Source organism: Xanthomonas sp. WHRI 10207 (genome assembly GCF_040202975.1).
In the GTDB taxonomy this organism is placed as follows: domain Bacteria; phylum Pseudomonadota; class Gammaproteobacteria; order Xanthomonadales; family Xanthomonadaceae; genus Xanthomonas.
On sequence record NZ_JBEGDX010000001.1, the window covers coordinates 978,502 to 996,978 of the forward strand.

The window sequence follows — 18,477 nt, forward strand, 5'->3', positions numbered from 1 at the left end:
GCGCTTTTCTGCTCCTGTAGGGCGGTTAGGAAGTACGAAGGCCTTAACCGCACGCCCCGGCAACGCCACATGCGGTCATGCAGTGAGCAGTAGTTGCTCTGTCGCTGCCGCACCCGGCTGATTTTTCAGCCGCACAAACGCCCCGCTTTTGCCAATCCCGAATCCCAAATCCCCAATCCCAGCCCTAAACAGGCCCGGGCCAGGCATTAAGGATGGTGCAGAACAGCCGTGCGGTCTGTTCGGTGTCGTAGACCGCGCTGTGCGCATCGGCGGTGTTCCAGTCCAGACCGGCCGCCTGTGCAGCACGGGCTAACACGGTTTGCCCGTACGCCACACCAGCCAAGGTCACCGTGTCGAAAACGCTGAAGGGATGAAATGGATTGCGCTTGTGCTCCACGCGCGCAACGGCGGCGTTGAGGAAGTTCAAATCGAAATGCGCGTTGTGGCCAACCAGGATGGCGCGCTGGCACCCATATTTCTTCACCGCGGCGCGCACCGGTGCGAACACATGGTCCAGCGCGTCCTTTTCCTGTTTGGCAAAACGGAACGGGTGATCGAGCACGATGCCGGTAATCTCCAGCGACTTGGGGTCGATCTCCAGTCCTGGGGCCGGGACCAGGTGCGCGCTGGCGGTTTCGCCGGGAAAAAAGCGCCCGTCGGCATCCATTTCGATCGGCACGCAGGCGATTTCCAGCAATGCGTGTTTATTCCAGTCGAACCCTCCGGTTTCTACATCCACCACGACGGGCAGATAGCCGCGGAAACGCCGCGACATGGGCAGAAAGGAGGGGGCAGGCTGCGGGTCGACCGGTTCGTTCATCCGCATAGCCTAGCAGGTCGCACCCTGGGCCCGACCGGTGCACCCGCCCTCGGTGTATCCGCCTTTGGTCTGGCGCATCTGGTCGGCAGGCAAAGCACTACTTGTCACCGCCACGGCGCTGCCGAGACGACGGGCTTGGGTGTGCGAATGACCAAGCGAATGGACCGCAAAGCAGTGGGCCGATGACGGCCAGCGGTGCAGCTCAGAACGGCGAACAAGACCGGGTGAGCAGTCGTCAGTAGGGGAGGGGCTGCACAGACCCTGAGTGCACGCGTGGTCTGCGCGTCACTGAGCACATGCCGCGCCCACCCGGCGGCGCGTAGTCGCTCCAAGAGCAAGCCGCGTCCTCACCAGAGAGTCGCCTGTCAGAACCTCATCCGCACGCGTTCCCGCCAATAAACCGGCATCGATCAAGCGCAATGCACAAAGCTTTCGTGCGGGGCGCCACGGGCCGCTCCGGCTGTACTCCGCTGTCTACCGGCCACGATGTCACGCAAAAGAAGGCCCGATCCGCGTTGCCACGGACCGGGCCTGCCTAATGACACGGATGTCTCGGGATCAACCCCCGCCGACGACGCTGGCGATCAGGCCGGTCGCGATGGCAATCAGCACGTATTGGTTATCCACGCGACGCCACTCATGTCCGCGCGGCGGTTGCTTGAGGTGATGCTTGCGGTAATCGGCGACGCGGTTACCGCGATGGTCTGGTGCCAGGCGCTCGCCGCGACGGAAGGGCGGGCCATGGCGATCGTTGCGGTGATCGTCGTGATGTGCGCTGCGCCGATCGTCGTGCTTGTCGTTGCGATGCTCGTCATGCCGGTTCGGACCGCGATCGTCGTGACGCTGCTGTGCGATGCGATCGCGATCGTCGTGCTGCTGGGGCGCGGCGATCGCGGCTCCCGAGGTCAGCAGCGACACAACCATGAAAGATCCGATGAGACGTTTCATCTGCGTACTCCTGCGTCACAGGAACGGCCTGTGTGCAATCACACCGTAGGGATTTTTAGCTGAATACGTAATGAAATAAGGCTTTGCGATATTTATCGACAACGCGTGCCGGTACCCAACGGCGATCAGATCACGCCGGTGGTGCTGGTGTCGTCGCGCTTCAGGCGCGGCGGCAGCGGCTGTTCGCCATGCACCAGGAACCACACGTTCTCGGCGATGTTGGTCGCATGGTCGCCGATGCGTTCCAGGTTCTTGGCCATGAACAGCAAGTGCGTGCACGGCGTAATGTTGCGCGGGTCTTCCATCATGTAGGTCAGTAGCTCGCGGAATAGCGCGGTGTACTGCGCATCCAGGCGTGCATCTTCGTCGCGCACGCGGATCGCCGCATCGGCATCCTTGTCGCGGTACGCCTGCACCGCCTCGCGGACCGCATCGGCGGCCATCTGACCCAGCGCACGCAGGCCCACCGTCTGCGGCAGCGGCGGCGCGGAGTTGAGTGCGATCGAGCGCTTGGCCACGTTCGCCGCGTAATCGCCGATGCGTTCGATATCCGCAGGAATTCGCAGGCCGGCCAGAATCTCGCGCAGATCGCGCGCCATCGGGCCGCGCAAGGCCAGACGCATCACGTCGTGGCTGATCGCGTGTTCCAGTGCGTCGATCGCTTCGTCGTTGACCACGATGCGATGCGCGGCGTTGTCGTCGCGACGCTCCACCACATCCAGCGCCGCTTCCAGCTGCGCCACTGCCGTGTCGCCCATGCGCACGATCTCGGCGACAAGACGGTGCTGCTCCTCGTCGTAGCTTTTGACGATATGGTCGTTGAGGTGCTGGTTCATCGTGATCTCGATTCGTGGCAGTAGTGGATGTCCGTCAGCCGCGCCGAATGACGTGCAGGGCAGGGCGACGGAGCTGCTTCAGTGCGGGCGTTGCGGTGCGTCGCCTTACATCAACCGAAACGGCCGGTGATGTAGTCCTCGGTCTGCTGCTTGGACGGCTGGGAAAAAATCGTTTCGGTGCGGTCGTGCTCGATCAGATCGCCCAGATACATGAAGGCGGTGTAATCGGAGACGCGCGCGGCCTGCTGCATGTTGTGGGTCACGATCACGATGGTGTAGTCGCGCTTGAGTTCTTCCACCAACTGTTCGATACGGCTGGTGGAAATCGGATCCAGCGCCGAGGTGGGTTCGTCCAGCAGCAACACGTCCGGCCGCAGCGCCACTGCGCGTGCGATGCACAGGCGTTGCTGCTGACCGCCAGACAGGCCGAGCGCGCTTTGCCCCAGCTTGTCCTTGACCTCGTCCCACAATGCGCCCTGACGCAATGCCTGTTCCACGCGGTTCTGCATGTCGGGCTTGGACAGTTTTTCGTGGTGGCGGATGCCGTAGGCGACGTTTTCGAAGATGGTCATCGGAAACGGCACCGGCTTCTGAAACACCATGCCCACCTTGCTGCGCAGGCGATTCATCGGGTACTTCGGCGACAGGATGTTTTCGCCATCCAGCAGTACTTCGCCGCGCGCTTCCATCTTCGGGTATAGCGCGTAGATGCGGTTGAAGATGCGCAGCAGGGTCGATTTGCCGCAGCCGGAGGGGCCGATCAGCGCGGTGACGCGCTTTTCCGGAATCTCGATGTCGATGCTTTTGAGCGCGTGGTACTTGTCGTAATAGAAATCCAGATTGCGTGCGGCCACCTTGACCGGCGCCTGCGCCGTCGGCGCCCCCTTGGCGGCCGGAACAGCGATGCGATGCATCGGCTTGGCGTTTTGGAGATCGTTCATGTCGGGTGTCCGGAAAGAAAGGTCAGTCATTGGAAATCTTGTTACGCAACAGCAGCGCACGTGCGCCCAGGCTCACCAACAACACGAACACGGTCAGCACCAGTGCGCCGGACCAAGCCAGGGTCTGCCAGGATTCGTACGGGCTGCCCGCAAACTGGTTCATGATCACCGGCACGCTGGCCATCGGTTGGAAAATGTTGCTGTTCCAGTATTGATTGCCGAATGCAGTGAACAGCAGCGGTGCGGTTTCGCCGCTGATGCGTGCCAGCGCCAGCAGCACGCCGGTGAGAATGCCGGCCGATGCCGCGCGGTACAGCACCTGCACGGTGACCTTCCACTGCGGAATGCCCAGCGACAAGGCCGCTTCGCGCATCTGCGCCGGCACCAGCCGCAGCATCTCGTCGGTGGTACGCACCACCACCGGCAGCACAATGAAGGCCAGCGAGAGTGCGCCCGCAAACGCGGAGAACCGCCCGCCGGTCTGCATCACATACAAGGTGTAGACGAACAGGCCGAGCACGATCGACGGCGCAGACAACAGGATGTCGTTGACGAAGCGCACCACGATGCCCGCCTTGCGCGCATTGCCATACTCGGCCAGCCAGGTACCAGCCGCCACGCCCAACGGCGTGCCGATCGCCAGCGCCAGCCCGCACATCACCGCACTGCCGAAGAAGGCGTTGAGCAGGCCGCCTTCCTGCATCGGCGGCGGTGTCATCTTGGTAAACAGATTGAGGTCGATGCCGGGCACGCCCTTGGACAGCAGCGTCCACAGAATCCAGGCCAGGAAGAACAACCCGAACAATGCAGTGACGCACGACAACAACAGTGCCACCACATTGGTGACGCGGCGCCGGTTGTACAGCGATTGCGAGACAGAGGAAGCGGACATCAGTTGCCCTCCCGACGCGACAGCTGCATCAGCATGAAGCGCGCGATCGCCAGCACGATGAAGGTCACGATGAACAACACAAAGCCCAGCAGCAGCAAGGCCGAGCGATAGGTTTCGGTGGCCTCGCCGAAGTCATTGGCGATCAATGCGGCGATGGTGGTGCCGGGTTCCAGCAGCGACGGCGACAGGCGCACCGTGTTGCCGACCACAAAGGCCACCGCCATGGTTTCGCCCAACGCGCGTCCCAGCCCCAGAAACACGCCGCCGATCACCGCAGAGCGCGTGTACGGCAGCACGATGTCCCAGCTGACTTCCCACTTGGTCGAGCCCAGCGCGTACGCCGATTCCTTGAGGCGCGTTGGCACGGTCAGAAACACTTCGCGCATCACCGAGGAGATAAACGGGATCACCATGATCGCCAACACGAATCCTGCGGTGAGCAAGCCGATGCCCAGCGGCGGGCCCTGAAACAACGGGCCGATCACCGGCAATGTGCCCAGGTGATCGTTGAGCCACGGCGTCACGTGTTCGGTCATCACCGGAACCAGCACGAACAGGCCCCACATGCCGTAGATGATCGACGGAATGCCGGCCAGCAATTCGATTGCGGTGCCTACCGGCCCGCGCAACCAGCGCGGCGCCACTTCGGTGAGAAAGAACGCGATGCCAAAACTCACCGGTACCGCAATCACCATCGCGATCAAGGCGGTGACCAAGGTGCCGTAGATCGGCGCCAGCGCACCGTACTTGTTTTCGACCGGATTCCAGTCGGCGGAATAGAAAAAGCTCAGGCCCTGCATCTGCAGTGCGTGGCGTCCGCCCCACAACATCGACAGCGCTGCGCTGCCGAGCGCCAACAGCACAAACACCACGGTGGCGGCCAGCGCAAGCTTGAACAGGCGGTCGGCGCGCGCGTCGCGCAGGTCGCGGCCGCGGGGGGCGGTCATCGCTTCGGTAAGGGCGGTGGCATTCATTCGATTGAACTCGTCACCCGCGCATTGGCGGGAGCGTGAGACATCAGGAACGGTGAGGCGCCCGCAGGCACCTCACCGCCGCGCAGCCCGCCGTGCAGGCGGGATGCAGGCATTACTTGAACTCGCTGCCCCAATAGGCTTGGATCTGCTTCACCAGCTCCGGCGGCAGCGGCACGTAATGCAGCTCGCTGGCCTGGGCCTGGCCGTTTTCCAATGCCCACTTGAAGAAGTCCAGTGTCGCCTTGCTGCGCTCGGCATCCTTGGCCTGCTTGTGCATCAGCATGAAGTTGGTGGCGGTGATCGGCCAAGCCTTCTCGCCCGGCGCATTGGTGATCACCAGATTGAAGTCCTTGGCATTGGCCCAGTCGGCGCTGGCAGCAGCGGCGGCAAAGCTGTCTGCATTCGGCTCGACCCACTGGCCGGTGGCGTTCTGCAGCGAGGTGTACGGCATCTTGTTCTGCAGCGCGTAGGCCAGTTCGACGTAGCCGATCGACCCCTTGATCTGCTGCACATACGAGGCCACGCCTTCGTTGCCCTTGCCGCCGACGCCACCGGGCCACTGCACCGAGGTGCCTTCGCCGACCTTGCTCTTCCACTCCGGGCTGACCTTGGACAGGTAGTTGGAGAAGTTGAAGGTGGTACCCGACCCATCGGAGCGGTGTACCAGATTGATCTTGGTCGCCGGCAGGGTCACGCCGGGATTGGCCGCGACAATCGCCGCGTCGTTCCACATGCTGACCTTGCCCAGGAAGATATCGCCCAACAGCGCGCCGGTCAGGCGCAGCTTGCCCGGGGCGATGCCTTCCAGATTGACCACCGGCACCACGCCGCCGATGGCGGACGGGAACTGGCCCAGGCCGGCCTGTTGCAGCTCGGCGCTATCGAGCGGCTTGTCGGTCGAGCCGAAATCCACCGTGCCGGCCTTGATCTGGGCAATGCCGCCGCCGGAACCGATCGACTGGTAGTTGACCTTGTTGCCGGTGGCGGCGTTGTAGTCGGCCGACCACTTGGACACCAGCGGATAGATGAAGGACGCACCGGCGCCGGAGATTTCCGCAACCTTGCTGTCGCTTGCGGTGGCGCCTGCGCTGGGAGCGCCCTTGGCGGCATCGCCGGACTGCGCGTCCTTGCCGGGCGAACACGCAGCCAGGGCAAGGGCGATGGTGAGGGACAGGGCGGTCAGACTGGCCGACTGCAATTTCATGGAAGCTCCGAGGCTGGATTGGCCGGGTGTCCGGCAGACCACGCTATGAAATGATGTTTTTGTTACACGCTCATGACAGTGCCTTCGGGAGAGGCATCACAAAAAAAAGACGCGGACCGCGGAGGGCATCGCACCCCCCGGGATCCGCGTCCCGGTCCCGACGCCGGGGAGAGAGACGGCGTCGTTCCTGTTCTGTTGAGAGTGACCAGTCAACGTGACATGCAGGTGTCAGGCAGGCCCGGCCAGTGCGCGCCAAGCCCGTGCTCGCGCGTCACCGCTGTCGTCAACGGCAGTTGCGCACACCTGACGATGTGCGCAACTGCGTCGATGCACGCGTTTAGCGCGGCAGGTTCTTGGCCCAATACGCTTCGATCTGCGTCACCAGGCTGTCCGGCAGCGGCACATAGTCCAGCTGCTTGGCCTGGGCATCGCCCTTGCTGTAGACCCAGCGGAAGAACTCCAGCGTGTTCTTGAGGCCAGCGGCGTTCTTGGGCTTCTTCTGCACCAGGATGAAGTTGGTGGCCGTGATCGGCCAGGCGTTGTCGCCTGCGGCATTGGTCATCACCAGGTAGAAGTCCTTGCTATTGCCCCAGTCGGCGCTGTTGGCCGCGGCGGCAAAGGTTTCATCGGACGGCTGCACGAACTTGCCGGCAGCGTTCTTCATCGCGGTGTAGGACATCTTGTTCTGCAGCGCATACGACAGCTCGACGTAGCCGATGCCGCCCTTGATCTGCTTCACATAGGCAGCCACGCCTTCGTTGCCCTTGCCGCCGATGCCGCTCGGCCACTGCACGGCGGTGCCTTCGCCCACCTTGCTCTTCCAGTCCGGATTGACCTTGGACAGATAGTTGGTGAAGTTGAAGCTGGTGCCCGACCCATCGGAGCGATGCACCACGGTGATCTTGCCTTCGGGGAGCTTCACGCCCGGGTTGAGCGCGGCAATGGCCGGATCGTTCCAGGTGCTGATCTTGCCCAGGAAGATGTCGCCCAGGGTCTTGCCGTCGAGCTTGAGCGCGCCCGGTGCGATACCGGCCACGTTGACCACCGGCACCACGCCGCCGATCACCGACGGAAACTGGGCCAGGCCGGCAGCGGCCAGTTCTTCCGGCTTCAACGGGGCGTCGGAGGAACCGAAGTCCACACTGGCCGCCTTGATCTGGGCAATGCCGCCGCCCGAGCCGATCGATTGATAGTTGACCTGCTTCTTGGTGGCGGCGTTGTAGTCGGCAGACCACTTGGACATCACCGGGTAAATAAAGGACGCACCGGCGCCGGTGACATCGGCAGCCTGGGCGCACAGTGCCAGCGAGGCGGCGAGCACGCCGACGGCCAGACGGGTCTTGAAGGAGTGGGTCACGGAACAGCTCCAGAGAGGGTAGGGATCACGACGTCCCGCAGTCGCGCCATTGCAGGGCAGCGGCATGACCGTGAGGTGTCGAAGAGATGACAGAAAGAAGATGGCGTTATCCAACGCACGCCGGGGAATGCCGGGTCACGCCGAGGTGCACTTGGCCACCGCGTCCGCTCAAGCGCGTGCACGGTGGCCAACGTTGCGGACACTTACCAATAGAACTGTGCGCGTGCTTCGATGATCGACGGGTTGTCGTCGACCAGACCACGCGTGGCGCCGCTGTAACGGGTGCTTTCCACCTTCGCGTAGTCGAGTGCGAACTTGAAGTTGGAGCGCCAATACCAGTTGGCACCGATCGTCCACACGTTCATCTTGCCGCCCAGCACGCCGTCCACGAATGGAGTGTTGCCGTTGGCGATCAGGTGGCCATCGTTGAGGTCCAGCGTGTCGTAGCGCACGGCCAGCTGCCACAGGCCCGATGCCGGCTCGTTCGGCAGCGGGGTGGTCGGCACGCCGGCCTTGTAGCCCCAGGTTTCGCCAGTGATGTTCCACACGCCGCTGACGTACCAACCGTCGCTCTTGTAATCCTGCGCGTTGTTGCCGATGCGCTTGGCGGTCTCCTGGAAGTATTCGCTCTGCAGCTTGAACGGCCCGGTGACCCACATCGCTTCGGCACCGGCCACGCCCACGCGATCCACATTGGTGATGGCGCCGCTGTCGATCAGACGGATGGTGGTGAGGTCGGCGTCCGGACGTGCGCGCAGACGCAGGGTGTCGTCGTCGGTGTCGTAACCCAGGTAGCTCAGGCCGAAATGCAGCACGTTGCCGCTTTCGTTGATCGGCGCCCAGGTGCCACGCGCGCCATAGCCGCTGCCATGGGCCTGGTTGCGGGTCAGTTCGCGGCCGAATGCGCTGGCAGTCACGCTCCAGTTGTTGTCGCCCATGCCGTACGCCACGCCCAGCCGGCGCGAGATGCCGTAGGTATTGGTCACCGACGCCTTGGACACGAAGTCGTTGTTCTTGGTGCTGGACAGTTCTTCCAGGCTGTTGGGCTGCTTGAACTGACCGATCTGCAGGTAGTTGTTGGCGTTGCCGCCAAACTTGTACTTGACGTTGTTGTCCAGAAAACGGCCGGTGCTGCGGATGGTGGTGCCGCGGATGGTCACTTCCTTCAGCACGCTCGGGTCGTACCCGGCCACCCATTCGATGTTGCCCGGGCCCTTGCCCTTGAGCACCAGCTCAGCGCGACGGATGCTGAACTCGGAACTGTCGCCATTGGCGCCGATCGGACCGTTGAGGTCCTGCACATCGTTATGGAACCAGTTGCCGTCGGCCTGGACCAGGCCTTCCAGCGAGACTTCGGAACCGCCGATCACATCGATGGCGATTTCGGCATGCGCGGCCGGTGCGGCAAGTGCCAGGAGTAGTGCTGCGCCAAGCAGGGTGGGAGCGAGTTTCATAGATGCCTTGCGACCTGAGAAAGTGGGCGCAGGCTATGGCGTGAAAGTTGCGTTAATGTGACAAAAACACTGAAACGTAATAAATGATTTTTGCCAATAAAGACAAGGATTTACGCTTGTTTGTACTGTGCCATCGTGTGTCAAAAATCTGAACGTACTCGTCATGTGACAGTGCACTGCATCACGCTGGGCCGGTAGCAGTAGAGGCTGCCTGACCAGGCGACCTGAACCGGAACCCTTACCAACTGAACATATATGTCAGGTTGTGCAACGCACCACTTGCGCAGGCAGGTTCTAAATTGTTAGTTTCGAGGCCATGTTTCCTCGATTCCTCCAACTGCTGTTGGTCTGTCTGCTCGCGCTCACCGCGTGGTCGGCAGCCAATGCACACACGCGCATCTACGATGCGTTGGTGGGCGACGGCGTTGCGGTAATGGTGGAAGCTGGCGAAGAACGCGATGCAGCAGAAGATCCGCAGGACGATGGCGATACACAAAGCCAAGTCGACACACAGCCTGCAGACGATATCCCCTTGCTCTCCCAAGCTTGGCCGATGCTGGCGCGGTATTCCCCTTCTTGGCACGCGCATCATGCGCCGGCAAATCATAAACGCGACCTGATCCCGCAACTGCGTCCTCCAAACGCGCTGCTTGGCTGATCCCCGCTGTCGCTGTACCCGGTGCACTGCGCGCCGGATTTCTTATTGATTTGTTTGTCTTTGCAATTCGCGGTTTGCGCCGCGGACGGCTATTCGTTGCCTAGAGGAATCTCCCATGGAAAGTTTGCTAGAAGGTTTTCGTCATTTCCGTAAAGAAGTGTATCCGCGCCAGAGTGCGCGCTTTCAGGAACTGGCCGGCGGCCAAAGCCCGCATACGTTGTTCATTACCTGCGCCGACTCGCGCGTTATGCCGGAGCTGATCTTCTCCGCGCAGCCCGGTGAATTGTTCGTCTATCGCAACATCGGTAACGTGGTGCCGCCTTACTCCCAGCACGTCAGCGGCGTGGTTGCGGCGATCGAGTACGCCATCGCCGTTCTGGGCGTGCGTCACATTGTGATCTGCGGCCATACCGACTGCGGCGCGATGAAGGCAGTGCTCAAGCCGGAATCGCTGGAAGATGTTCCGTCCGTGGCGGCGTGGCTCAAGCACACCGATGCGGCACGTCACGTCACCGCACATCACGGCCACGATCCGCACAGCCAGGACGCGTTGACCTGCATGACCGAAGAGAACGTGGTCTCGCAGCTCGATCACCTGCGCACGCAGCCGGTGGTTGCAGCCCGTCTGGCGGCTGGCACCTTGCGGATCCATGGCTGGATCTACGATATCGCCCACGGGGAGATCCGCGCCTTCGATGCCGAGAAGGGCGGCTTCCGCCCGTTGTTGGCCGAAAGCACTCCAGAAGCCACTCCGCGTCCGCGACTGCAGCAAGTCGTCCGCGCTGAACTCGTCTGACGGAGTCGATCATGAACACATCAGGTATCGGCGGATATTTCCGTCAGGGACTGTTCGGGCGTGATTTGTTGTCGTCTGTCGTGGTCTTTCTTGTTGCGCTGCCGTTGTGCATGGGTATTGCGATCGCGTCCGGAATGCCTCCGGCCACAGGTCTGATCACCGGCATCATCGGCGGGCTGGTCGTTGGCTTTCTGGCAGGCTCTCCTTTGCAGGTGAGCGGTCCGGCCGCCGGCCTGGCTGTGTTGGTGTTCGAACTGGTGCGTGAGCACGGCGTTGCCGCGCTTGGTCCGGTGATCCTGGTGGCCGGTGCGATTCAGCTGGTTGCCGGTCTGTGCCGCGCGGGTGTGTGGTTCCGCATGACATCGCCGGCCGTGGTGGCCGGCATGTTGTCGGGCATCGGCATCTTGATCGTGGCATCGCAGGCGCATGTGCTGATGGATGCCGCGCCCAAGGCGCGTGGTCTGGAAAACTTCGCTGCATTGCCTGCCGTGTTGTGGCAGGCGATCAGTGCAGGCACCGGCCGCACCGCATTGTTCGTGGGTCTGGCGACGATCGGCATCATCCTGGCCTGGGACAAGCTGCGTCCGACGCGTCTGCGCTTCCTGCCGGGTGCGTTGATCGCGGTGGTCGCGGTGACCGCGACGGCGCAGCTGCAGGGTCTGGACGTCAATCGTGTCGACGTTCCGACCAACCTGTTCTCGGCGATCACCATCCCCAGCTTCTCCGACATCTTTGGCGTGTTCAACCACACCTTGCTGGTATCGGCGGTGACCTTTGCCTTTATCGCCAGCGCCGAAACGTTGCTGTCGGCGGCGGCGGTAGATCGCATGCACCAGGGCGCACGGACGCAGTACGACCGTGAGCTGGCGGCGCAGGGCGTTGGCAATATGCTGTGCGGCTTCCTGGGCGCATTGCCGATGACTGGCGTGATCGTGCGTAGTGCGGCCAATGTCCAGGCCGGTGCGGCCACGCGGACCTCGACCATCCTGCATGGCGGTTGGTTGCTGGTCTTCGCAATGCTGCTGCCGTGGTTGTTGCGGATGACGCCGGTGGCATGTCTGGCCGGCATCCTGGTCTATACGGGCGTGAAGATGATCAAGATCGGGCAGGTCAAGGAGTTGGCGACCTACGGTCGTGGAACTGCGGCCATCTACCTGGCGACCACCTTCGCGATCGTGGCGACCGACCTGCTGACCGGCGTGTTGATCGGCTTCGGCCTGTCGCTGTTCCGTCTGGCCCTGCATTCGTCGCGTCTGAAGGTCGAGGTGCGCGAGCACGCCGACAAGAAGGACGAAATGCATCTGACCCTGCAGGGGTCGGCAACGTTCCTGAAAGTGCCGGCAATGGCGCGGACGCTGGAAAGCGTGCCGCCGAACACCGCGCTGCATCTGGACGTGGCCAAGCTGCATCACGTCGACCATGCCTGCATCGAGTTGCTGCGCGATTGGAGCCGGAATGCGGCTTCGCGCGGATGCGAGCTGGTGGTGGATTGGAAGGAGCTGGACCGCCGCGTCGAAGGTCAGCCGACCGTGGAAAGAACGTTGGTGGGCGAACCGCGCAAAGCGGCATAAGTCAGTGACAAACGCCCGGCGTTCGCGCCGGGTGACATCTGTCGTGACCGGATGATGCATGGCGCCGAAAGACGCATCATCCGGTCGCGATTTTTTTTGCGCCGGGATTGGGATTGGGGATGCGTGACGGCGTGTGTGTGGGCTGATGACACGAGGCGCCTAACGCCAACCTACTGATGGCGGCCATCTCTCCACCAGCGGTGCGATTGCCGGCAACGCGATTGCGTTGAGCAGCGGTGGCGGCATGCAGCTGGCCCGGTCCGGGTCTGATGGCTAGTGCGTGTCAGCCATATCGCCTTGGAGAGGCTCACAAAACGCAGCGAGCAGTCGTCAGGTAGGTGTGGACGGCACGCTTAGAACCGGCGTGTATGCGTGGTCCATGCCGCACCGAGCAGCGGCCGCGCCCGCCGGGCGGTGAGCGCAGTTGTTTCTTTAGCTGCCGCTAGGCCCGGTCAACGCTTCGGCGCTGCCGGCCGTTCGGCTGCCGCCGGGGTCTTGTCGCGGTAGCGGCACAGGTCATGGATCACGCAGCCCGGACAATCGGGTTTGCGGGCCTTGCAGACGTAGCGTCCATGCAAAATCAGCCAGTGGTGTGCGTCATGCAGGAATTCTGCAGGGATGACCTTGACCAGTTTGTCTTCGACCGCGCGCACGTCCTTGCCCGGTGCAAGGCCAGTGCGGTTGGAGACGCGAAAGATATGCGTGTCCACGGCCATCGTCGGTTCGCCGAATGCGGTATTGAGCACCACATTGGCGGTCTTGCGGCCGACGCCGGGTAAGGCTTCCAGTGCTGCACGATCGTGCGGCACCTCGCCGCCGTATTGCTCGAGCAGAATGCGGCAGGTGGCGATGACGTTCTTGGCCTTGGCGTTGAATAGGCCGATGGTGGCGATGTAGCGCTTCAGTCCTTCTTCGCCAAGATCGAGAATGTCGCGCGGGGTATTGGCGACCGGATACAACTTACGGGTGGCCTTGTTGACGCCGACATCGGTGGCTTGCGCGGACAGCAATACCGCGATCAACAGCTCGAATGGCGTGGTGTATTCCAGTTCGGTGGTCGGGTGTGGATTGAGTTCGCGCAGACGCTCGAACATTTCCTGTATTTCAGGCTTGCGCATGCCGCTGCTGCGGCGCGCTGGCGGTGCAGGGCGTGCAGCGTTCAAGACGGCGTTCCTCCCGCTGCCTTGGCTTTGGCACGCGCCAGGATCGCCGCGGCCAACGGCGGCAACGCGGCCGCTGCCGGCTGGCTGGGTGCAGGTGCGGGCGTACGCCGCGCGTCACGTTCGGCGGCGCGGCGTTGCAGCCGAGCCGCACGTGCGCGATAGCGTTCGCGCGCCGCCCACGCAGCGCGCAGGCGCTGTTGTGCGGCGAGCAGGGCTGCAACGACCGGCGCATCCGCTGCATCGAGGTGCGGGGCCGGCCGGTAGTCCATCAGGCCCAGTTGCAGTGCGCGATCGAGATCGTCTGCTTGCACGCAGTCGAACAAGCGCATGGCCAGTGCGCGCGGTGCCGGTAGGGTGGCGTGCGGCATCACGGTGCTCAGCGGTTGTGAAACTGTGCGGGGCGCTTGTCGAGGAACGCGCGGGTGCCTTCGCGCATGTCCTCGCTGGCGAACAGCAGCGCAAATTGTGCGGTTTCCAGCTGCAGGCCTTCTTCGATGCCGCATTCGCCGCCGAACACGACCGCATCCAGAATGCCGCGCAATGCCAGCGGCGCTGCGCTCGCCAGGCGTTGGGCCAGGGTCTGGGTTTCTTCCTGCAAGGCATCGGGCTCGACCACGCGATTGACCAGGCCCAGTTGCAGTGCGCGCGCTGCATCGATCGGCATGCCGAGCAGGCACAGTTCCAGTGCCGCGGCACGGCCGGTCAGGCGCAACAGGCGCTGGGTGCCGCCGAAGCCGGGTATCAGGCCGAGATTGATTTCTGGCTGCCCCAGCCGTGCGGTGGATGCGGCGATGCGCAGATGGCAGGCCATTGCCAGCTCCAGCCCGCCGCCGAGTGCAAATCCGTTGATCATGCCGATCACCGGCTTGGGCATGCGTTCGATCCGGCGCATCAAGCGCTGCCCGACCAGCGAAAATTCGCGGCCGTCCATCGCCGACAACGCGCTCATTTCGGCGATGTCCGCGCCGGCCACGAAGGATTTGGGCCCGGCGCCAGTGAGGACCACCACGCGCACGTCGTCGGCGCTTGCCGCGTCCACGAACGCCTGGTCCAGCGCCAGCATGGTGTCGCGGTTCAATGCGTTCAGTTTGTCCGGCCGATTGACCGTAATGGTCCGGACACTGGCGTGATCGGCGATCAGAATGACGTCATTGGACATGGCAAACCTTTGCGAACGTAAAAAAATAGTAAATACGGAACTTCCGAAAGCCTTGCTGGTCATAGCTTTCGTGATAAGTAGCGGTTCGGTATCGCGGCCGCTATCCTAGCGCGTCATCTCAGGCGGCAGACCCGTCCTGTGCCACCACCCTGGAGAATTGTTTGATGAAGTTGCGTTCTATCGCGGTCGCTGTGGCGGCCCTGGCCCTGACGGGCAATGCACTGGCCCAGGACACAACGTCCGAAAAGGGCAAGTTGAGCTATTACTTCGGTTACGACTATGGCAATAACCTTGCCGAGCTCACCGGTCGCGGCGAGCAGCTCGACATCAACGCGGTGGTAAAGGGTCTGCAGGACGCCTATGCCAAGAAGCAGCCGGCGATCACCGCCGACCAGCTGAAGCCGGCGGTCGAAGCGTTCCAGAAGCGTGAGCAGGGCCGTGCCCAGCAGGCCAAGGCCGAGTACGACAAGGCCGCTGCTGCCAACAAGACCAAGAGCGAGCAGTTCCTGGCCAAGAACAAGGGCACCGCTGGCGTGCAGACCCTGCCGAGCGGCGTGCAGTACCGCGTGATCGAAGCGGGCAAGGGCGCCAAGCCGACCCAGGCCAGCACTGTGCAGCTGGAAGTGGCCGGTCCGTTCCCCTTCGGCGACCGTGAGAAGGCGCGTCCGGCGCAGCAGATCCCGGCCATCAAGGTCAGCGAAGTCGAAATGAAGGCCATGCGCGAGACCCTGCTGCAGATGCCGGCCGGCTCCAAGTGGGAAGTGACGTTGCCGTCGGATCAGGCCTATGGCGCCGACCCGCGTACGCCGTTCCCGCCGAACGTGGCCGTGCAGTTCGAGATCAAGCTGGTCAGCGTCAAGTAATTGCGTTTGCTGTTGCACTGACAACGCCGGCCACCAGGCCGGCGTTGTCGTTTTGGCGTCCCAACCTTGCTGAAGAGAGCGATGAAACACCCACGCCGCGGCTGCGGAAACGCGCGATGAGCGACACCGATTCCAATTGCGGGGATCTGCCCAGCCCGTGTATCGGTGTATGTTCGTTGGACGCGCAGTCGCACTGTGTCGGCTGCCTGCGCAGCCTGGATGAAATTGCACGCTGGATGAGCATGAGTGACGCCGAACGCCAGGAGTTGTTGCATACCGTGTTGCCTGCTCGTGGGCTTATGGCGGCGCTGCCCGAATACGCGCAGTTGCGCCGGGCGCTGTACTCGCTGGACACCGCACCCGACGGGCCGGGCTGGAACCATGCCGAACTGATCGATCTGAGCGAGGGCGGTGCGTCCGCCGAAGCGGCGGTGCTATGCGGCCTGGTGCCGCGCGAGCAGGGCACGATGGTGCTGCTGACCCGGCGCACCGATAGCCTGCGCCACCATGCCGGGCAGGTCAGCTTCCCGGGCGGGCGGATGGAGCCTGCCGATGCCGATGCGGCAGCGGCGGCCTTGCGCGAGAGCTGCGAGGAGATTGCGCTGGGTGCGCAGCAGGTGCACGCGCTGGGATATCTGGATCCGTTTTTAACCGTGAGCGGGTTTCGGGTCACGCCAGTGGTGGCGGTGATCGACCCCGCGTTCGTGGCGGTGCCGCAGCCGGAAGAGGTGGCCGAGGTCTTCGAAGTGCCGCTGGCCTATCTGATGGACCCGGACAATCTGCGCAGCGTGGAGCTGGAATTTCGCGGCCGCCAGCGTCGCGTGCTCGAATACGATTGGCCAGGGCAGCGCATCTGGGGCGCCACTGCGGCCATTCTCCTCAATCTTCGTCGTCGCCTGGAGCAGGTTGCATGAGTGCCGATCCGAACTGGACCACGCTGGTCGATAGCGCCACCCTGGTGGCGGCATTGCCGCACCCACAGCTGCGGCTGCTGGATGCGCGTGCCACGCCACCAACCGCACCTGATCCGCAGGCGGCACGCAAGGCATACGCGCAGGGACATCTGCCCGGCGCGCATCACGTCGATCTCGATCATGACCTGGCCGACCTGTCGCGTGCCGATCAAGGGCGGCATCCGTTGCCGCAGAGCGCCGACTTTGCCAGGCGCCTGGGCGCGTGGGGCATCGATCCGCAGAGCCAGGTGGTGGTCTACGACGCGGGCGATGGCAGCATGGCCGCCGCACGCGCGTGGTGGATGCTGCGGCTGATGGGGCATCGCCGCGTGGCGGTGCTGGATGGCGGCCTGGCCGCGTGGCGCGCCGCTGGCTTGGCCGAGACCACCGAGCTGCCGGCAGTGCGCGATGGCGCCGCGTATCCCGGCAGTTTCGACACCGATGCTGTGGTGGACGCCGAACAGATCCTGGCGCGGCTGGAGCAGGCCCCGGGTTGGCTGCTGGATGCGCGCGCAGGCGAGCGGTTTCGCGGTGAGGTGGAGCCGATCGATCCGATCGCCGGGCATGTGCCGGGTGCGTTGAACCGTCCGCTGGGTCTGAGCCTCCGCGATGGCCGCTTCAAGCCGGCCGATGAATTGCGTGCCGAGCTATCTGCATTGCTGGGCACGTATCGGCCCGAGCAGGCCGTGGTGATGTGCGGATCGGGCGTGACGGCCTGCCATCTGCTGTTGGCGTTGGAAGTGGCCGGTCTGTCCGGCGCGCGCGTCTATGCCGGTTCCTGGAGCGGCTGGTTGCAGGATCCGTCGCGTCCGGTCGCGACTGCTGCCTGATGCATGCACAATAGCCGCAGGAAGGGTGGTCTGTGGGGACGCAGGCTCACTGCGCGGAGCGCAGTTTCTTGCAGTGGTGGGTGGATGCATGCGGTTGCAGTTGCAGGTGGGCGCCTTGTGCGTCGCGGTGATGGCGATGGTTGCGTGTTCGGCTGAGTCTGGCGGTGCCGGCGCTGTGCGCGCCGCCAATCGTTCGAATGCCGATGAGCAGCAGGTGTATCAGGTCGCGCTGGAACGTGTTCGCGCGCAACGGCTGGCACACGTGCGCGCGCCCGATGGCTGGCTGAGCTATACCGCCTCCGGTCGCGTGCGTGCAGGTCGGTATCAGGTCGGCAGCGATCCGCACAGCGATGTCGTGTTGCCTGCCGGCCCTGCACAGCTGGGCCAGCTCAGCCTGGATGCCGAGGGCCACGTGCGCTTCAAGGCGGCTGCCGGTGCGGCGGTGAGCTTGAACGGACAGGCTGTCGATGACGTCAGCCTGGAGCCGGAGCGGGCTGAGCGGCGTGGCGACCGGCTCGATGTGGACAACCGGCAGTTCTATCTGGTGCAGACCGGCACGTTGTTTGGCTGGCGTTTTCGTGACCCGGCAGCGCCGGCGTTGACCGCATTTCAGGGCTTCGAGTATTTTCCGATCGACCCGCAATGGCGGGTCGATGCACGCTGGCAGCCGTATGCCACGCCACGGTCGGTGACCTTGCTGACCTCGATCGGCACGCCATTGACGGCGGAGGTTCCGGGCGAGGCGGTGTTTACGCGCGGCGGGCAGGAATACCATCTGCAGCCGCTCGCGCAGGACGATGGCAGCGGTCTGTTTTTTCTGTTCACCGATCGCACCAGTGGCAAGGAAAGTTATGGCGGCGCGCGCTATCTGTTCACCGCGATGCCGCGAGATGGCCGTGTGCTACTCGATTTCAATCTCGCCGAAAATCCGCCCTGCGCGTTCACCCCGCATGTGGTCTGCCCGATCGCGCCGCCGGAAAACCGGCTGGCGGTGGCGGTGAATGCGGGCGAAAAAACCTATCGCGCCGTGGATCCTTGATAGCGCGGATCGCGCATGT

At 63.5% G+C, this 18,477-nt stretch carries 19 protein-coding genes and 1 other RNA gene; 7 read left to right on the plus strand and 13 right to left on the minus strand.

All coding sequences use genetic code 11. The features are described from left to right. Window positions 1–184: 184 nt before the first annotated feature. The 9 genes from rnt to ABQU90_RS04375 form a co-directional block, all read right to left on the minus strand. The gene (rnt, locus tag ABQU90_RS04335) at window positions 185–826 is read right to left on the minus strand and encodes a ribonuclease T (protein ID WP_115527515.1); all 642 of its coding nucleotides are present in this window, start codon (window positions 824–826) and stop codon (window positions 185–187) included. A gap of 552 nt (window positions 827–1,378) precedes the next feature. Further along, the gene (locus ABQU90_RS04340) at window positions 1,379–1,768 is read right to left on the minus strand and encodes an RcnB family protein (RefSeq protein WP_323522087.1); all 390 of its coding nucleotides are present in this window, start codon (window positions 1,766–1,768) and stop codon (window positions 1,379–1,381) included. Window positions 1,769–1,893: 125 nt separating this feature from the next. Continuing rightward, entirely contained in the window at window positions 1,894–2,604 is a 711-nt protein-coding gene (gene phoU / locus ABQU90_RS04345) for a phosphate signaling complex protein PhoU (RefSeq protein WP_055844762.1), read from the minus strand. A gap of 110 nt (window positions 2,605–2,714) precedes the next feature. Next, window positions 2,715–3,545 (minus strand): phosphate ABC transporter ATP-binding protein PstB, encoded by an 831-nt coding sequence (gene pstB / locus ABQU90_RS04350; RefSeq protein WP_039420807.1) that lies wholly within the window; start codon window positions 3,543–3,545, stop codon window positions 2,715–2,717. A 22-nt stretch (window positions 3,546–3,567) separates the two neighbouring features. After that, window positions 3,568–4,437 carry a phosphate ABC transporter permease PstA gene (gene pstA, locus ABQU90_RS04355; RefSeq protein WP_115512051.1) on the minus strand — a complete coding sequence of 290 codons (870 nt, stop codon included), beginning with the start codon at window positions 4,435–4,437 and terminating at the stop codon, window positions 3,568–3,570. Beyond that, window positions 4,437–5,411 carry a phosphate ABC transporter permease subunit PstC gene (gene pstC / locus ABQU90_RS04360; protein ID WP_323522088.1) on the minus strand — a complete coding sequence of 325 codons (975 nt, stop codon included), beginning with the start codon at window positions 5,409–5,411 and terminating at the stop codon, window positions 4,437–4,439. The genes pstA and pstC overlap by 1 nt, the downstream gene beginning before the upstream one ends. A gap of 112 nt (window positions 5,412–5,523) precedes the next feature. Then, window positions 5,524–6,615: a phosphate ABC transporter substrate-binding protein PstS gene (pstS, locus tag ABQU90_RS04365; protein ID WP_323522089.1), complete on the minus strand. Its 1,092-nt coding sequence runs from the start codon at window positions 6,613–6,615 to the stop codon at window positions 5,524–5,526. A gap of 337 nt (window positions 6,616–6,952) precedes the next feature. Then, a complete protein-coding gene (gene pstS / locus ABQU90_RS04370) occupies window positions 6,953–7,972 on the minus strand; it encodes a phosphate ABC transporter substrate-binding protein PstS (protein ID WP_161963033.1) in 1,020 nt (339 codons plus the stop codon). A gap of 203 nt (window positions 7,973–8,175) precedes the next feature. Beyond that, window positions 8,176–9,426: an OprO/OprP family phosphate-selective porin gene (locus ABQU90_RS04375; protein ID WP_323522090.1), complete on the minus strand. Its 1,251-nt coding sequence runs from the start codon at window positions 9,424–9,426 to the stop codon at window positions 8,176–8,178. A 337-nt stretch (window positions 9,427–9,763) separates the two neighbouring features. Between ABQU90_RS04375 and ABQU90_RS04380 the strand changes: the two genes are divergently transcribed. The 3 genes from ABQU90_RS04380 (at window position 9,764) to ABQU90_RS04390 (ending at window position 12,451) form a co-directional block, all read left to right on the plus strand. After that, entirely contained in the window at window positions 9,764–10,084 is a 321-nt protein-coding gene (locus ABQU90_RS04380) for a hypothetical protein (protein WP_323517383.1), read from the plus strand. 115 nt (window positions 10,085–10,199) lie between these two features. Further along, entirely contained in the window at window positions 10,200–10,880 is a 681-nt protein-coding gene (locus ABQU90_RS04385) for a carbonic anhydrase (RefSeq protein WP_055844743.1), read from the plus strand. Window positions 10,881–10,891: 11 nt separating this feature from the next. Next, the gene (locus ABQU90_RS04390) at window positions 10,892–12,451 is read left to right on the plus strand and encodes a SulP family inorganic anion transporter (RefSeq protein ID WP_055844740.1); all 1,560 of its coding nucleotides are present in this window, start codon (window positions 10,892–10,894) and stop codon (window positions 12,449–12,451) included. A 304-nt stretch (window positions 12,452–12,755) separates the two neighbouring features. Here the strand turns inward: ABQU90_RS04390 and ABQU90_RS04395 are convergent. From ABQU90_RS04395 to ABQU90_RS04410, 4 genes are all read right to left on the minus strand, one after another. Next, window positions 12,756–12,832, minus strand: a non-coding RNA gene (locus ABQU90_RS04395) — sX9 sRNA. 71 nt (window positions 12,833–12,903) lie between these two features. Continuing rightward, entirely contained in the window at window positions 12,904–13,569 is a 666-nt protein-coding gene (nth, locus tag ABQU90_RS04400; RefSeq protein ID WP_311238739.1) for an endonuclease III, read from the minus strand. A 41-nt stretch (window positions 13,570–13,610) separates the two neighbouring features. Continuing rightward, window positions 13,611–13,982 carry a hypothetical protein gene (locus tag ABQU90_RS04405; protein WP_055844737.1) on the minus strand — a complete coding sequence of 124 codons (372 nt, stop codon included), beginning with the start codon at window positions 13,980–13,982 and terminating at the stop codon, window positions 13,611–13,613. A gap of 8 nt (window positions 13,983–13,990) precedes the next feature. Next, window positions 13,991–14,773, minus strand: coding sequence for an enoyl-CoA hydratase/isomerase family protein (locus ABQU90_RS04410; RefSeq protein ID WP_115561772.1), 783 nt, complete (start codon window positions 14,771–14,773; stop codon window positions 13,991–13,993). Between the two features lie 164 nt (window positions 14,774–14,937). Between ABQU90_RS04410 and ABQU90_RS04415 the strand changes: the two genes are divergently transcribed. From ABQU90_RS04415 to ABQU90_RS04430, 4 genes are all read left to right on the plus strand, one after another. After that, a complete protein-coding gene (locus ABQU90_RS04415) occupies window positions 14,938–15,636 on the plus strand; it encodes an FKBP-type peptidyl-prolyl cis-trans isomerase (RefSeq protein ID WP_046964641.1) in 699 nt (232 codons plus the stop codon). Window positions 15,637–15,752: 116 nt separating this feature from the next. Beyond that, window positions 15,753–16,550, plus strand: a complete 798-nt coding sequence (locus ABQU90_RS04420; protein ID WP_115512045.1) for a CoA pyrophosphatase — start codon at window positions 15,753–15,755, stop codon at window positions 16,548–16,550. Beyond that, window positions 16,547–17,419: a sulfurtransferase gene (locus ABQU90_RS04425; RefSeq protein ID WP_323522091.1), complete on the plus strand. Its 873-nt coding sequence runs from the start codon at window positions 16,547–16,549 to the stop codon at window positions 17,417–17,419. Before ABQU90_RS04420 ends, ABQU90_RS04425 begins: the two co-directional genes overlap by 4 nt. An 88-nt stretch (window positions 17,420–17,507) precedes the next feature. Next, window positions 17,508–18,458 (plus strand): DUF1684 domain-containing protein, encoded by a 951-nt coding sequence (locus ABQU90_RS04430; protein ID WP_323522092.1) that lies wholly within the window; start codon window positions 17,508–17,510, stop codon window positions 18,456–18,458. Window positions 18,459–18,477: the final 19 nt, after the last annotated feature.

Excerpts from the sequence above, each read along its gene's own strand:
- pstA (WP_115512051.1), bottom strand. The coding sequence starts at position 4,437 with ATGTCCGCTTCCTCTGTCTCGCAATCGCTGTACAACCGGCGCCGCGTC.
- ABQU90_RS04405 (WP_055844737.1), bottom strand. The coding sequence starts at position 13,982 with ATGCCGCACGCCACCCTACCGGCACCGCGCGCACTGGCCATGCGCTTG.
- ABQU90_RS04410 (WP_115561772.1), bottom strand. The coding sequence starts at position 14,773 with ATGTCCAATGACGTCATTCTGATCGCCGATCACGCCAGTGTCCGGACC.
- ABQU90_RS04390 (WP_055844740.1), top strand. The coding sequence starts at position 10,892 with ATGAACACATCAGGTATCGGCGGATATTTCCGTCAGGGACTGTTCGGG.
- pstS (WP_323522089.1), bottom strand. The coding sequence starts at position 6,615 with ATGAAATTGCAGTCGGCCAGTCTGACCGCCCTGTCCCTCACCATCGCC.
- pstB (WP_039420807.1), bottom strand. The coding sequence starts at position 3,545 with ATGAACGATCTCCAAAACGCCAAGCCGATGCATCGCATCGCTGTTCCG.
- rnt (WP_115527515.1), bottom strand. The coding sequence starts at position 826 with ATGCGGATGAACGAACCGGTCGACCCGCAGCCTGCCCCCTCCTTTCTG.
- nth (WP_311238739.1), bottom strand. The coding sequence starts at position 13,569 with ATGCGCAAGCCTGAAATACAGGAAATGTTCGAGCGTCTGCGCGAACTC.
- phoU (WP_055844762.1), bottom strand. The coding sequence starts at position 2,604 with ATGAACCAGCACCTCAACGACCATATCGTCAAAAGCTACGACGAGGAG.
- ABQU90_RS04340 (WP_323522087.1), bottom strand. The coding sequence starts at position 1,768 with ATGAAACGTCTCATCGGATCTTTCATGGTTGTGTCGCTGCTGACCTCG.
- pstC (WP_323522088.1), bottom strand. The coding sequence starts at position 5,411 with ATGAATGCCACCGCCCTTACCGAAGCGATGACCGCCCCCCGCGGCCGC.
- ABQU90_RS04420 (WP_115512045.1), top strand. The coding sequence starts at position 15,753 with ATGAGCGACACCGATTCCAATTGCGGGGATCTGCCCAGCCCGTGTATC.
- ABQU90_RS04430 (WP_323522092.1), top strand. The coding sequence starts at position 17,508 with ATGCGGTTGCAGTTGCAGGTGGGCGCCTTGTGCGTCGCGGTGATGGCG.
- ABQU90_RS04415 (WP_046964641.1), top strand. The coding sequence starts at position 14,938 with ATGAAGTTGCGTTCTATCGCGGTCGCTGTGGCGGCCCTGGCCCTGACG.
- ABQU90_RS04425 (WP_323522091.1), top strand. The coding sequence starts at position 16,547 with ATGAGTGCCGATCCGAACTGGACCACGCTGGTCGATAGCGCCACCCTG.
- ABQU90_RS04385 (WP_055844743.1), top strand. The coding sequence starts at position 10,200 with ATGGAAAGTTTGCTAGAAGGTTTTCGTCATTTCCGTAAAGAAGTGTAT.
- ABQU90_RS04375 (WP_323522090.1), bottom strand. The coding sequence starts at position 9,426 with ATGAAACTCGCTCCCACCCTGCTTGGCGCAGCACTACTCCTGGCACTT.